This window comes from Parendozoicomonas sp. Alg238-R29 (assembly GCF_947331445.1).
In the GTDB taxonomy this organism is placed as follows: domain Bacteria; phylum Pseudomonadota; class Gammaproteobacteria; order Pseudomonadales; family Endozoicomonadaceae; genus Sansalvadorimonas.
The window spans coordinates 1-12,374 of sequence record NZ_CAMZOG010000109.1 but is presented as its reverse complement, the minus strand read 5'-3'; the positions used below and the strand labels follow the sequence as shown (position 1 = coordinate 12,374).

At 44.3% G+C, this 12,374-nt stretch carries 14 protein-coding genes and 1 tRNA gene; 7 read left to right on the top strand and 8 right to left on the bottom strand.

Going from position 1 to position 12,374, the window contains the following annotated elements; translation table 11 throughout:
• The 3 genes from QMA35_RS19425 to QMA35_RS19415 form a co-directional block, all read right to left on the bottom strand.
• A partial coding sequence (locus QMA35_RS19425; RefSeq protein WP_281648806.1) for a DUF4372 domain-containing protein occupies positions 1-535 on the bottom strand: 535 nt, incomplete at its 3' end.
• 222 nt (positions 536-757) lie between these two features.
• Positions 758-1,021: a hypothetical protein gene (locus QMA35_RS19420; RefSeq protein WP_281648805.1), complete on the bottom strand. Its 264-nt coding sequence runs from the start codon at positions 1,019-1,021 to the stop codon at positions 758-760.
• A 155-nt stretch (positions 1,022-1,176) separates the two neighbouring features.
• On the bottom strand, positions 1,177-1,782 hold the full coding sequence (locus tag QMA35_RS19415; RefSeq protein ID WP_281648804.1) for a DUF2780 domain-containing protein: 606 nt from the start codon (positions 1,780-1,782) through the stop codon (positions 1,177-1,179).
• 208 nt (positions 1,783-1,990) lie between these two features.
• Here QMA35_RS19415 and QMA35_RS19410 point away from each other — a divergent pair, with 208 nt between their 5' ends.
• On the top strand, positions 1,991-2,449 hold the full coding sequence (locus QMA35_RS19410; RefSeq protein ID WP_281648803.1) for a VOC family protein: 459 nt from the start codon (positions 1,991-1,993) through the stop codon (positions 2,447-2,449).
• 15 nt (positions 2,450-2,464) lie between these two features.
• Here QMA35_RS19410 and QMA35_RS19405 read toward each other — a convergent pair whose 3' ends face one another.
• Together QMA35_RS19405 and QMA35_RS19400 are read right to left on the bottom strand one after the other, a co-directional pair.
• On the bottom strand, positions 2,465-2,680 hold the full coding sequence (locus QMA35_RS19405; RefSeq protein ID WP_281648807.1) for a LysR substrate-binding domain-containing protein: 216 nt from the start codon (positions 2,678-2,680) through the stop codon (positions 2,465-2,467).
• On the bottom strand, positions 2,649-2,942 hold the full coding sequence (locus QMA35_RS19400; RefSeq protein ID WP_281648802.1) for a LysR family transcriptional regulator: 294 nt from the start codon (positions 2,940-2,942) through the stop codon (positions 2,649-2,651). Before QMA35_RS19400 ends, QMA35_RS19405 begins: the two co-directional genes overlap by 32 nt.
• Before the next feature lie 93 nt (positions 2,943-3,035).
• Here QMA35_RS19400 and QMA35_RS19395 point away from each other — a divergent pair, with 93 nt between their 5' ends.
• Complete coding sequence (locus tag QMA35_RS19395) at positions 3,036-3,188, top strand: hypothetical protein (protein WP_281648801.1); 153 nt, start codon at positions 3,036-3,038, stop codon at positions 3,186-3,188.
• 116 nt (positions 3,189-3,304) lie between these two features.
• Here the strand turns inward: QMA35_RS19395 and QMA35_RS19390 are convergent, their stop codons facing one another.
• Entirely contained in the window at positions 3,305-3,463 is a 159-nt protein-coding gene (locus tag QMA35_RS19390; protein ID WP_281648800.1) for a DUF2986 domain-containing protein, read from the bottom strand.
• A 377-nt stretch (positions 3,464-3,840) separates the two neighbouring features.
• Here QMA35_RS19390 and QMA35_RS19385 point away from each other — a divergent pair, with 377 nt between their 5' ends.
• Entirely contained in the window at positions 3,841-5,106 is a 1,266-nt protein-coding gene (locus QMA35_RS19385; RefSeq protein ID WP_281648799.1) for a RidA family protein, read from the top strand.
• Positions 5,107-5,196: 90 nt separating this feature from the next.
• On the opposite strand, the gene QMA35_RS19380 is transcribed toward QMA35_RS19385, so the two are convergent.
• Positions 5,197-6,357 carry a toxic anion resistance protein gene (locus QMA35_RS19380; RefSeq protein ID WP_281648798.1) on the bottom strand — a complete coding sequence of 387 codons (1,161 nt, stop codon included), beginning with the start codon at positions 6,355-6,357 and terminating at the stop codon, positions 5,197-5,199.
• Between the two features lie 295 nt (positions 6,358-6,652).
• Between QMA35_RS19380 and QMA35_RS19375 the strand changes: the two genes are divergently transcribed.
• The 4 genes from QMA35_RS19375 (at position 6,653) to QMA35_RS19360 (ending at position 11,778) form a co-directional block, all read left to right on the top strand.
• Complete coding sequence (locus tag QMA35_RS19375) at positions 6,653-7,267, top strand: hypothetical protein (protein WP_281648797.1); 615 nt, start codon at positions 6,653-6,655, stop codon at positions 7,265-7,267.
• 17 nt (positions 7,268-7,284) lie between these two features.
• Complete coding sequence (locus QMA35_RS19370; RefSeq protein ID WP_281648796.1) at positions 7,285-8,946, top strand: vWA domain-containing protein; 1,662 nt, start codon at positions 7,285-7,287, stop codon at positions 8,944-8,946.
• Between the two features lie 11 nt (positions 8,947-8,957).
• Positions 8,958-9,341: a hypothetical protein gene (locus tag QMA35_RS19365; RefSeq protein WP_281648795.1), complete on the top strand. Its 384-nt coding sequence runs from the start codon at positions 8,958-8,960 to the stop codon at positions 9,339-9,341.
• A gap of 721 nt (positions 9,342-10,062) precedes the next feature.
• Positions 10,063-11,778, top strand: coding sequence for a hypothetical protein (locus QMA35_RS19360; protein ID WP_281648794.1), 1,716 nt, complete (start codon positions 10,063-10,065; stop codon positions 11,776-11,778).
• A 520-nt stretch (positions 11,779-12,298) separates the two neighbouring features.
• Here the strand turns inward: QMA35_RS19360 and QMA35_RS19355 are convergent.
• Positions 12,299-12,374 (bottom strand) — tRNA-Phe (locus tag QMA35_RS19355).

Here is a 12,374-nt window from a genome sequence, read left to right as displayed (position 1 = left end):
GAAGGTTCTGAGCCGTTTTACAGTCATTTCTCTTGGCGGTGGTCAGTTCGAAAAAAGTGGGTGTATCTGCCTTCGGGTCATACACCGTATGAAGCTTTATGCCGCCTTTGGTTTTTCGGAAATGCGCCCACTCAAACTGGTTCAAATTTAAGTCAATGGTCGTGGAATCAATCAGACGCACCATGTCACTGGCCGCTCCCCGAGGTAAATGGCTTCTGACCTTTTGCAATAGAAAGAAAAAGGTTTCTGAGAAAATGCCAACCGCCCGGGTGCTGTTAGCATCTGACAATGAAGAACGCTTTATGCGAGAGACACCCAAATGGTAATGGTGGTTGTGGCAGGTATTAAAATTCTCAACCAGATCCCGAATGGAAACCCGGCTGGCCAGTTGAGCAAACATCATAGCAACGAGCTGAGTCCAGCATGACAGAGTTCTGATGCGATGATCCCCGTTGTGGCGATCAACGACCTTCTGAAACTGGTGACGTGGGATTGTTTTGAGTAACTGTTGGAAAACGCTGTTATGATGCTTCATGTCTGTCTTTTTTGTTTTGTGAAATAGCTGTCTCGACAACCGCTATTTTACCGCAAACCACTAAAGACAGGCATCTCACGCCTTTCTCGATTTTTTTAACCGGACAGCAGTGCTCATCAATAACTACTCACCGCCAACTATGGTTTGAATGGCAAACATGAAAGGTACATTTCTTGTGGAGTGTTATAATATAACATATGTGGAAGGGGAAGCCTGAAACTCTTAAACTAAGCCATTCTTTTGTAGAACGTTGTGAATTTTTACGGCCAGCTTTCCCAGTTTTCTGACATCTCCTAACGTTGGTATTTCACTATTTGCCAGACTCTGGCTGTGTTCATCCAGTGTTTGATCAAGATAATCCAGAAGCTTTTTAGAGCAGCCAGAACAGGTTCCCTGGCATAGCTGAGCTTCAGTTAAACCAAAGGGAATGTTGGCTCTGATTTGTTCAATCAATTCAGCCATAGCTGTTGAGGTGTCAGGTTTCATGAGCTCGACGCGGAATGTTTGGTAATGATTCCGATGGGTTTAACACGGCCTCACGATTATGACTGATTTGTTAGCGTCTGCCATTTACTCAATAAATAAGAACAAGCGGTGAAACCAAAGGCAGCCCTGATTTCTTTAATCAGGGCTGCGCTATATCAGGATTCTCCAGCGAGCAGTGCTCCCAGACCTTTTTGAAGGAGCGCTGCTGTTTGCTTGCCCTCATCGCTTTGCAAGTAATTGATGGCAGTTGTAGCAAATTTGCTAATCATGGCCGCGTCCAGTCCGAGGGTGTCGAACTGAGACTTGAGTTGAGCCAGATCATTTAATGTTTCACCGGCAGAGCCAGCTTTTGCTAACCAGCCTCCCAGTTGGCTCTCTACACTGTTGGGGTCGAGTTTGGGGGCTGCATTCAATAATGTGGTCATGTCAGGAATAGACTGACTGAGTTGTGAAAAGTCATCGCCAGTAAGGTTGCCTTTGGCAAGCTGAAACAACGCTCCCATTCCACCGCTGGCTTGGGTTTCAGATACTCCTAATTGTTGTGTTAAGGCAGGAATAAGGCCAGCAGCTATATCTTGAATCGTGCTAGTTGCAGTTGTTTTTACTACCTCCTGAACCTCCGGAGTAGAACCGGCAGCAGGTATCGATTCTTTTGTTGGTTCGCTGAACCAGGAATCCCAGAATGAAGCCTGAGCGGACGTGGCAACAACAGAAGTGGCAACAACAGAAGTGAGAGCTAAAGCAACAAGTGTTTTTTTCATAAGAGAGTATTGTAATTAGGTTTTCAGGTACTGTAACAGTCATGCCTCAGATATAAAACGTTTAAGCCTCATACTGCGGTAGGTGGAAAAATTATTATTTTTCAAAGATACGATCGGCCATTACCCTATCAACGGTAATACTGAGGTCTTGCTCAAAAAACACTCTATATTTACTTCACTATGCTGGGTGATCCTAATGGGGTGAGTTTTGGTCAGACTAGAACATGTCAATTTATGTGTGAGAAATTTTGAGTCGACGCTGGACTTCATTCTCACTGCTTTCCCTGAATGGCGGGTTCGGGGCAAAGGGGAGAATGTCTGGTATGGCCGTGAGAGGCACTGGGTACATGTCGGCGACGATGATTACTATCTCAGCCTGAATGACAATACCATTGGCGAGAATCGTGATCTTAAAGGGCATTCAACCGGCCTGGCTCATATTGCGTTTGCTGTTGATGATATTGATGCACTTGTAGAACGGCTTTTAGCAAAAGGGTACGACCTAAAGCAGGATTTACGTAAAGATCATCCCTTCCGCAAGAATGTTTATTTTTATGAGCCTGAAGGGTATGAGATCGAGTTTGTTGAATATCTGAGCGATGTTTCAGCAGAGAAGAACCGATACGATGATATTGGCACTACGACGGTGACTTTTGCTGATCCATAAAGAGATTTCCAACAGTTACTGGCTGATAATTCCAGCATCCCAATAGGGCTGGTCTCTGCCAATTTTGTCGAGAATAAAATCGATAAATACCCGAACCTTGGCAGGAAGATGTTTACGCTCCGGGAAAACGGCATACATGGTTTGTAATGGCAGTTTGTAGTCAGGTAAAACCTGCACAAGTTTTCCAGAACGAATATGTTCACTGGCCGTAAATGTTGTTAATCGCCCGATGCCACATCCTGCCGAAATGGTTGTAGAGATCGTCGGTTTTTTTTGGTGTGCTGTGGGTTTTTAAATAACCTTTTGGCTTTCCCTGCAATTCTGAAACCGAATCCTCTGCCTCCTGAGCTGCCGCAAGAGCATCAACCGCTTTGGAAAAGCAGCGTTCCCCTGCTTCTGTCAGGCTGAGCTTTCTGGTGGAGCGGTGTAATAGTTGCACACCCAGATGTTCTTCCAGTTGGGCAATTATGACAACGCGATCAGTTGTGTTCACGACTCGGGGACAATACGCACTTTGTTTGACAGACAGCTTTACCAGCGAAAAGGAATTCTAAGTTCTGAAGATCAACTGAGCCTGAAAACAACTATGAGCTCCCAAAATCAAAATCGAGACAAGACCGAATACATGGCTGTATTTGCGATGATGGGAGGGCGGAAAGTTAAATTGGTTGAAGGTATTGAAGGGCGCCGGGCCGGTGAGGCGATGGTAAAAACTATTTCGGATTATTTGAAACCCTAGCCCTGGTTGTTGTTTTTGCCTGAGTGCAAAGCAGCCTTTTGCCACTTTGTATGAAGTTATCATCAAGCATCGATTATTCACGATGCTTTTCTGTAGAGGCATTTATAGAGCGAGCATTAATCTGATGGTAAGACAGTTTCAGGGCTGGATTCGGCATCCAGTTTAGCGCGCTCGGCTTTGCTTATGTATCTCTCCTTATTTTTCGGGGCAAGTTTGGTTTTAGCCTTTTTGGCTCGTGCCTTGAGTATCTGATTGCCTTTTTTGCGACGGTTCATTGGTAGCGGCTCATTTTGTAAACAAATGCATGGTAGCAGTTTGGTTCGTGGAGCTGAATGAGTATAACTTAGAGCTTGCTGGGGCGGGAAAGGTGAACGGTTTGCACAATATTCAAGAATCCATAGCACAATTCAATAATCCATAGTACACGGGAAAGAAACAATATTTATAAGGTATTAGCTTCCCTAATGATGATGAAAATCAAAACATGGGTTTAATAAATCACACGACAATAGGCGTTTGCTTGACTCTTTGCAGCCGCACGACTAGAAAACGTTTCTCCCCTTTAAGAGCTTGGTAAGACCATAGATGTCTTGTGCAGATGGTCAGTTTAGCCAGGCATCCCGAAAGTAGTATCTCGCGTAGGAGAATCGGTTTGAGCGATACAATCATCAAGAATTCCAGAAACACGGAAAATGCCCCCCTGAGTTCTGACTCTACACAGACGGTTGCCTTTTCTCATTACAACAATCTTTCAGCCCAGCTGCCTGTAAACCCTGAGACCAGCTCTATTGTTGCTGGTGGTGTGCGAGAACAAGCCAAGCAGTGTCTGGAAAACATTAAAGTCATCGTAGAAAGTGTCGGTCATATCATGGCTGATGTTGTTAAAATCAATGTGTTCCTGACCAATATCGCTGATCTGGCCGCCGTAGAAGAAGTTTATGCAACCTTCTTCCAGGGCTACCCTCCTGTGCGTACCGCACTGGCTGTTGCCGCGCTGCCTATGGATGGCGCTCTGGTACAAATGGATGCACTGATTTCCAACGGCGAAGGAACTCACCCACAAGCTCCCTGTGATCTGGTAAAAGTTGCTCGCAATACTGCAAATGCGCCTCAAAGCCCTTTCTCCACTCAGACTGTTGCTTTCTCTCACTACAACAATATCTCTGCTCAGCTACCTGTAGACCCTAAAACCGGCAACGTAGTAGCTGGTGGTGTGAAAGAACAGGCAAGGCAGTGTCTGAAAAATATCAAGGCTATTTTAGAAAGCATTGATGTTCCTTTTGACGATATTGTGAAAATGGGTATCTTCGTCAGAAACCCTGCTGACATTGATGCCGTAAACGAAGCTTATAAAACCTTCTTCCCGGATTCTGCGATTGCCCGAGCTGTTGGTTATGTTCCGGCGCGCTCTATTGTTGCAGCTTCAGGCCTGCCTATGGACGCTCTGGTACAGATGGATGCGGTTGTTTCCCACGGTGATGGCACCCCACCACAGGCAGTTGAAGATCGTCACGGTATTGTGATCAAGGCAAACAACACGGGTAATGCACCAAAGTGTGCTCTACACACTCATACTGTTGCGTTCTCGCATTACAACCACATTGCTGCCCAGCTGCCCCTGGATGCGCAAACTAATCAGGTTGTTGGTGCCAGTGTAAAAGAACAGGCAGAGCAATGTCTGAAGAATATTCAGGCAATTGTTGAGAGCATCGGCCACGTTATGGATGATGCCGTTAAGATCAACATTCAGTTGAAGCGCATTGCTGACCTGGATGCGGTAAACGAGATTTACCCAACCTTCTTTAAGGGGGATCTGCCTGCAAGAACTGTTATCGGTGTTTCTGATATTCCTATGGATGCGTTGGTACAGATTGATGCTGTTATCTCTAACGCTGAAGGCACTCCTCCAGAGGCATAATTGGCGTTAAATTGCTGGAATACCAGCGGTAATAAAAGGGCCTGATAGTTTTCACTGTCAGGCCTTTAGAAAGTCCTAAAGAGACGTTTCTTATGCAGGCTCTAGCGTTTTATCAATGCGTTCGACTTGCTGTTTCATCTGCTTGTTCAGCCCATCAAGCAACTCAACATTGCTTTGCATCTGAGGCAGAGCCTCCTGCTTATATGCATCAAGCATATCCATTGCTTCAATGGTATCACCGAAGGCCTGCTTAAGACCCTCAATCATGCCAGATACATCGTTAGCATCCTTAACGATCTTCACACCCTGGGTTTTCGCTTTTTCTGCCGTAGATTTGAGAAGATCAACGGTCATATCGTTTGTCGCTTTTACTGCGTCCATCTGCTTTTTCTGGTGAACCAGAGCAACCTGAAGAGCAGCGGCCGTTTGTAGAGCCTTGGCAGAAACATTGAGTGTGCGATCAGTAGAACGAATTAACTCATCATTGGCGCGGCGAATAATATCGGAAACCAGAATGGCTTGATTGGCAGCCCCTAGAGACAATTGCATATCCTGCACTTCCTGACGCAGGTAGTACAATATATCTTCTTGAATATATTTTTTCTGGGCCGCTTCCAGTGATTCAGCCCATGTTTCCAGTTCTGAATCCAGCAACATGGCGATTTGTAGTTGGTCCTGCAATTGCCATGTAAATTCCATTAATTTGTCACGATCTGTTTTCAGGGTGACATTATCTTTTTCAAGAACATTTTTACCTTTCTCAAGGTTGGTCAAGATATCGTTTATAACAGTAGAAACACTTTGATATTGAGACCACCAAGTTTCCAATTTTGTGCCAATGCCTGGTAGTTTGCTGAGTAATCGGCGGAAACTGCTTTCAGAAAAATCAAACTTGTTTGGGTTGATTTCCTCAACCTTGCTTCTTAATGAAAGTAAATCATGGCTAAGCCCACTGTCTGCGCCAGAGTTACCCATAATCTCTTTTATTGGAGAATTAAGGAGATCACTTTGGTGAGAAATGTTCTTGCGAACTCCGGTGCCAAAGGATTTCGCTTCATTAGTGATATTGTTTCTAGCTTCGATGTCACGGTTGTCGACGTTTTTGATGCGCTCCAGAATATCCTTCGCTTTTAGCTTCACTTCTTCAGGAATGTTTTCTGTCATTGCAGTCGGTGCAACTGTACCAACTTCGGCTGCTATTTGTTCTGGAGTCATAGTTGCAACCTGTGCAACTCGAGCTTGCGTCGTCATGGCGGGTTCCTTTACGCCTTATTCTAATAATGAGATCGATTATGGCGTTAAAATTACAGCAAAGAAAAGTAGATTATTTTATTTTACTTATAAAACACCTCAACAAACGACAGTTTTATCATGATTAGGCTTTCAATCAGTGGAGCAGGGCATTATCTTTGTCGGGAATAATAAAAATGCTTTAAATGAAATTCCCGTAAATGAGGGACGTATGGGAAGAATTACTCTAATAGCTACAATCACAGCGTTGATATCAATAGCTGTCTATTACATCTGGTTTCCCACAGGCTGGGTAATGCTTAGTGCCTATGCAGGAATTAGCCTTGTTGCTGTTATTGCAGCCATTGCCGTTTATGTTTTGGGTGGATTTGCTCAACAGGAGCAGCAAGCAGCTTTGATAGCAAATGAAGTTGCCCGGGAGCAGAAATTGTATGACGAAGTGAAGCTACTTAATGGGCAACTGTCTGATTTAGATATGGCCGATGCTGCCAAGCAGGCTACTCGCCTAATGAATATGCTTGAAGACTATCGCCGGGTTATTGAGCACAAGCTCGGAGATACAACGATAACCTTATCTAGTTACAGTTCGGAAACCAGCCGTGTCTTTCGTTTGGCAATAAATAATCTGAAGGACATCCTTGCCGCGTCCCAGTCTGTTAACACGATAAAAAGTGAGGAAGTTGATGCTAAAGCTCTGGAAAGTGAAGCTTTACAACGTCGGCAGGCATTATTAACAGGTCAGAATATTCGGATAGAAGAGCTGGTGAAACAGAATCGGGAGCTACTGACGGTATTAAATGAAACCACTGTTCAGGTAGCAAATATTCAGGATACGGACTCATTTGAACTGCAGGAGGCCCTAAGTCGTTTGCGCGACCTTGGGCAGCGTGCTCAGAGCTTTAGTAAGTGAAGTTGAGGGAGATAATAATGAAGAAAAAGATTGGGATATCTTTAGGGTTGGTACTGCTAGCAGGGTGCTCGGAATTTAATGGTGTAAGCAATTTTGATCAGGCTGAAACCAAGTTAAATGAGTTAGTTGAAACTACTATTCAGCCAAGCAGAATTGAAAATCAGTACCGTGCTAATATTAAACTGACTACAACAAATTTACTTGAGCTGCTGCCAGATATTAACGAATACAAGATGACTGTGACTGCTCAGGACAGCTCTCAAGTTGAATCGGTTGAAATTTTTACCAGTTCAGAAAAAGCTGGTAATGGTGTCGATGGTATCTATGTCGATCTTGCAAGGAAATTTAATAGCCAGGGCTTCAGGTTGCCCAATGGTAAAACCGGTAAAGTAGCGATTCGAAGGATTGCATCGGGTGCAGCTGCATCTTTCCTGTTGGCAGAACAAAGTATGCCGGATGGCTATTCACCTTCAAATGCTCTTTGGGGACAAATGTTGCAGTCCCAAGGTGTGGAATTATCTGAAATAGCAGATAAAACTGCCCCAAATACTGCAGGTGTCGTTGTTCAGTCGAGTAAAATTGATGAAATCACAACCAACGGCAAGCTGGATATCCAAAAACTTCTGACCGCTGTAACAAGTGGACAGTTTGCCATGGGTTATACCAACCCATATCAATCCTCTACAGGGCTGAACTTCTTGCTTACGGTTCTGCATGCGTTCGCCCAGGGGGATGAGAGGCAAATGCTGGCACCTGATGTTGCCAGTGCATTTGAAGCTTTTCAGCGGGGAATACCTTTCGTTGCTCAGAACACCCTTCAGATGCGCGAAGCGACCGTTGGAAGTGGTGTGTTAGATGCATTTGTTATGGAGTACCAAACGTTCATCAACTCTAATGGCCTTGGTGGTTATGAGTTTGTTCCGTTTGGGGTTCGCCATGATTCACCTATATACGCTACAGCTGAAGCTGATGAGGATGAACGGCAGGTTCTTCAGGCTTTTGCAGACTTTGTGAAAAGGAATGCACATGTTGCCAAAGAATACGGCTTTAATAAAAGCACTGATTATAAGGCTGCTTATAATCTCTATGATGGCTCAGTAATCTCAAGTGCACAGCGTCTATGGAAGGATAAAAAATCTGGAGGCCGACCCATTGCTGCAGTGTTTGTAGCAGATGTGTCTGGCTCGATGGATGGCGATCGCATGCGTGCTTTAAAAGCTGCACTGGATGAATCGGCTAATTTTGTTTCTTCGCGCAACAGTATTGGGTTGGTTACTTTCAACGAAAAGGTCAATGTTGATCTGCCGATTCGCAAGTTCGACCTGCAGCAGAAGTCGCAATTCCTTGGCTCTGTCGAACGCATGAGTGCCGGAGGGGGAACTGCAACAAACGATGCTATTTTGGTTGCAGCTGACGAGTTGTTGAACTTCTCAAAAACACACCCAGAACATAAGCTGACTGTGTTTGTATTGTCTGATGGTGAAACACGAAACGGTTTACTGCTGGATGATATTGATGAAGTGGTTCAGATGCTGAATATTCCAGTACATAGTATCGCCTACGGCTTTGAGTCCTCAGATCTAAAAACCATATCCGGCTTAGTAGAAGCGTCTTACACTGAATCTTCAACTGGTTCTGCAGCTTATCAGATCGGTAACCTGCTCAATGCACAAATGTAACGGGAAACACTGTGGGTAAATTATTACCAATCTGTGTCGCTGTGTTTATTCAGGTGAGTGGCCTTGTTGCTGCTCACTTCTATTATGCTGGTAACCCGCAGCAGATTTTGGTTGTGGTTGACTCTTCTTATGGGTTGAGCGGATACCAAAACAAGATAGAAGACTGGATAGATAGCTTTGAACAGGGTGAGCGTTATAGCGATTTACACTTTGCCACAGATAAATCTTATCTGGGAAAAGGGAGCTCAAACCGTGGCAAGTTATATCGTGTGAGTTTTGGGAAAATGAATGCCAGTGTGTTGAATCAGAAGTATCCAGCGCGCGAGTATGACACTCGTGTCTTATTGACCTTTACGGATGTTGATGCAACTGGATGGCAGGTTGTTCATTTCTAAAGTAGATAAGCTGTCTGAAACGCTTCCCAGAGAGAAGGCTGAGAGAGGCAGTGGGCAAAACACCATGACCTGGTTGCTGATCATCTGGGGCTGGTATTGAAAACCTTAATATCCCGACTGGGACAAAATGTACGGGAGAAGGTTTTCCATCTTCAGCATGTGAATGCCTACCACAGTGAACTGAAAGGTTGGATTCAACCACTTTATTGCTGAACAGCGCCCAGCAGAACAGCGTACGATCTGGTTGATGACCGGATGGCATTAGGGCGTACTAAGCTTGAGCGGGCGAGGGAACTTAAGGAACTCATGAAACAAGCCAGAGATCAGTATCTTCAATCAAGTTGACCCTCCCTTTTTGTTAGTTTTTGCCTTGCCTGTTTTCTACTGACTCATTTCATGGCGTCTGAACTGACGCCTAACAATCGCCTTCCATACAGATCAGCTTCAAGCACATATTCCAAATCTGGCAGACTTGGCATCAGTATCAGATATGTAATGAATATACGGTTATGGACGAAAGCATGTTCAAGTTAATGACTCTGTGTGTGATGGGGCAGCACCCATGACGTTTTGAGCCTCGGGCGCTTAAACGAAGGCTCGATGCTTACCATACCTAACAGAACTGTATAGATAGCTGGCAAATACCATGTATTTGCTGAACCAATGAGAGTGTTTGGCAATCTGAGGTGTACACACTTTTATCTATCAGGAAGATCAGCACATGGCCTTACCGAAAAATTCCCCTGTATCGGGCCTTCAGAGGGCAGCCTTGCATCAGCCGGTAGTCGCGAAAGAAAAAGATTCTCCTCAAAAGCGGGGCACTACGTTTTCATTCAATGTTGATGCGGTAGGTTTCATCCCTGGTGCCTCTGTTCACATTACTGAACAAGACTTTCCTCGTTTGGTAGATTTAGAAAAATGTAAGGTGTCCCATTCTGTAATAGTACCTGTACAACCAACGTACTCCATAAAAGCATCTGGTGCTGTGAAACAAGTCTCGCCGTCACCTGAAACAAAAGCTGATAGAGTCAGCGATACTCCCAAAAAGCAGCATGTAGATGAAGGTGCAAGAGCCAGCGCTATAAACAAGTCTAAGGTTATAAAAACAACAACCAAGACTCAACAGCTCAAAATTGAAGATCGTTTTTACCAAGCTAAACGTCACTTCGATATGGGTCGCAGAGCAGCGGCGCTAGACGCTATAGAAGACATTTGCCGGGTGGAAGAGAGGCATGTTGGAAAGACGGAAACCAAACTAAATTTTTACTTTAGAAGTTTACACCTGAAAAGCAGGACCTTAAAAGATTCGGGAAAGCATTGTGAATCAATAGAAGTGCTTGAAAAAATGAAACGGGATTATGAAGCTCATTATGAAATATATCCGCACAAGTGCAAACATGAACAATATGAAGGATGTATCCAGCAACTACGCACTGCGTTAATGCACGTCTGGCGATACGATGAGCTCAAGTCTCTTGAAGAAGAGGTGGCTCGAAGAGAAAACAAATCCCGTGAAGAGATGTTTCCAAGTGACCATGTAAAGTTGCGTAAAGAGCTCAGAGATAAACATGGAGAAGCGTGCAAGAGCAACTACGAATATATCAATAGCCATTTTATTGATGCGCTAGAGTTTTGGAAGAAAGGTGAATTAAAAAGGGCTATATCCTTTGTTATGAGTGCAATGACTTTGCTTAAAAAATTTCTTCAAGAAGCAAATACAGTAGACTTCAAAACATGTAACCTGTCCTTATCAAAATATGCAGCACGATGCATTGAATGGATGGAGGTCACAAATCAATGCGCGCGCGCACAGATGATCATAAACGACATTGATAAATTCTTCTCAGAAATGGAGCCACGAACATTCAGTTGTGTAGACACCTTCTACTATCAAAAAAGTATGGTCTTTATCGCTGATAGTAAGTTTGATCGTGCAAAGAAAGTTATAGAAGAAGGGTTAGCAGTACACCCAGAGTCAAACCTGCTGAAGCACGCACAATTCCGCGCAGAGGTCGATGCTATAATGATAAAAGGTGGAGAGATAACCGAAAAACTTTTGACTGACACTCAGGAACTTGCCACTCAAAGTGATTTCTACCTGCATAAGCTGCATTATCTCAAAATACGCTTTTATTCCGTCCTCCAAGGAATTGTTAGCAATAAAGGAATGACTGATTCACTGAAAGCACTGAACAGTGGCTTGTTATTGGAGTGTGAACAGCTCCTTAAAGAAAAGCCTAAACTGGCGAGTATCTGGTCCTTAAAGGGGCACTTATTAACATTTGCCACCAATCGCAATAAACATTTAAGCGAAGCCGAAGAATGCCATGTACAAGCTAGAGAGTTAAATCGCTGTAAATGGAAAAAGAAGGGGGATGATAATTCAATCATGTTCGAGAGGCTCAAAGATAATGCTAAATCTTATGTTACTTGGTAAATCGGCTAGAAACATCAAGCTTAATTGGGGAGGAGGTGTAGAGGTCAAGCCTTATCATATCAGTGAGGCTCTGTTCAGCCTATCAGTTGGTAGTCGTCTAAACTTCTACATCTAAACTCCCTCTACACAAATGTGTTGGCTGGAGGTCACCATGAACGGCACAGATTTTTGTCAGTTTATGGAACCGTGACTACCCTCAGCTCCTGCCTCCCCAGAAAGGGATAGGTCTGAAAAAGAAACAGGTCAAGCCCCGCACTTCTCAGAAGAAGGAATCACCTGTTAAAAAGATCCCTGTTCTTGTGGCTTGTGATCGGCAACAGTATGTAGCAGATGGTGTTTTAGAGGATATGTGGTGGGAGGATATCGAGGCCTGCCTGGTTGTATCCCCCAAGTACACCGATTTGTGCCGATGTATTAGCCCAACATGGTGTTATGCCCGTTATACGCCCATTCAACGAAAAAGGCCCCGGAGCAAAAATGCTTCGGGGCCTTACTTTCTTTAGCCACTCAGGGCTGAATATGGTGCCTAGGGACAGAATCGAACTGCCGACACGCGGATTTTCAATCCGCTGCTCTACCAACTGAGCTACCCAGGC

Coding starts and splice junctions, on each gene's coding strand:
- QMA35_RS19360 (WP_281648794.1), top strand. CDS start 10,063: ATGGCCTTACCGAAAAATTCCCCTGTATCGGGCCTTCAGAGGGCAGCC.
- QMA35_RS19415 (WP_281648804.1), bottom strand. CDS start 1,782: ATGAAAAAAACACTTGTTGCTTTAGCTCTCACTTCTGTTGTTGCCACT.
- QMA35_RS19375 (WP_281648797.1), top strand. CDS start 6,653: ATGCTTAGTGCCTATGCAGGAATTAGCCTTGTTGCTGTTATTGCAGCC.
- QMA35_RS19380 (WP_281648798.1), bottom strand. CDS start 6,357: ATGACGACGCAAGCTCGAGTTGCACAGGTTGCAACTATGACTCCAGAA.
- QMA35_RS19395 (WP_281648801.1), top strand. CDS start 3,036: ATGAGCTCCCAAAATCAAAATCGAGACAAGACCGAATACATGGCTGTA.
- QMA35_RS19420 (WP_281648805.1), bottom strand. CDS start 1,021: ATGAAACCTGACACCTCAACAGCTATGGCTGAATTGATTGAACAAATC.
- QMA35_RS19390 (WP_281648800.1), bottom strand. CDS start 3,463: ATGAACCGTCGCAAAAAAGGCAATCAGATACTCAAGGCACGAGCCAAA.
- QMA35_RS19370 (WP_281648796.1), top strand. CDS start 7,285: ATGAAGAAAAAGATTGGGATATCTTTAGGGTTGGTACTGCTAGCAGGG.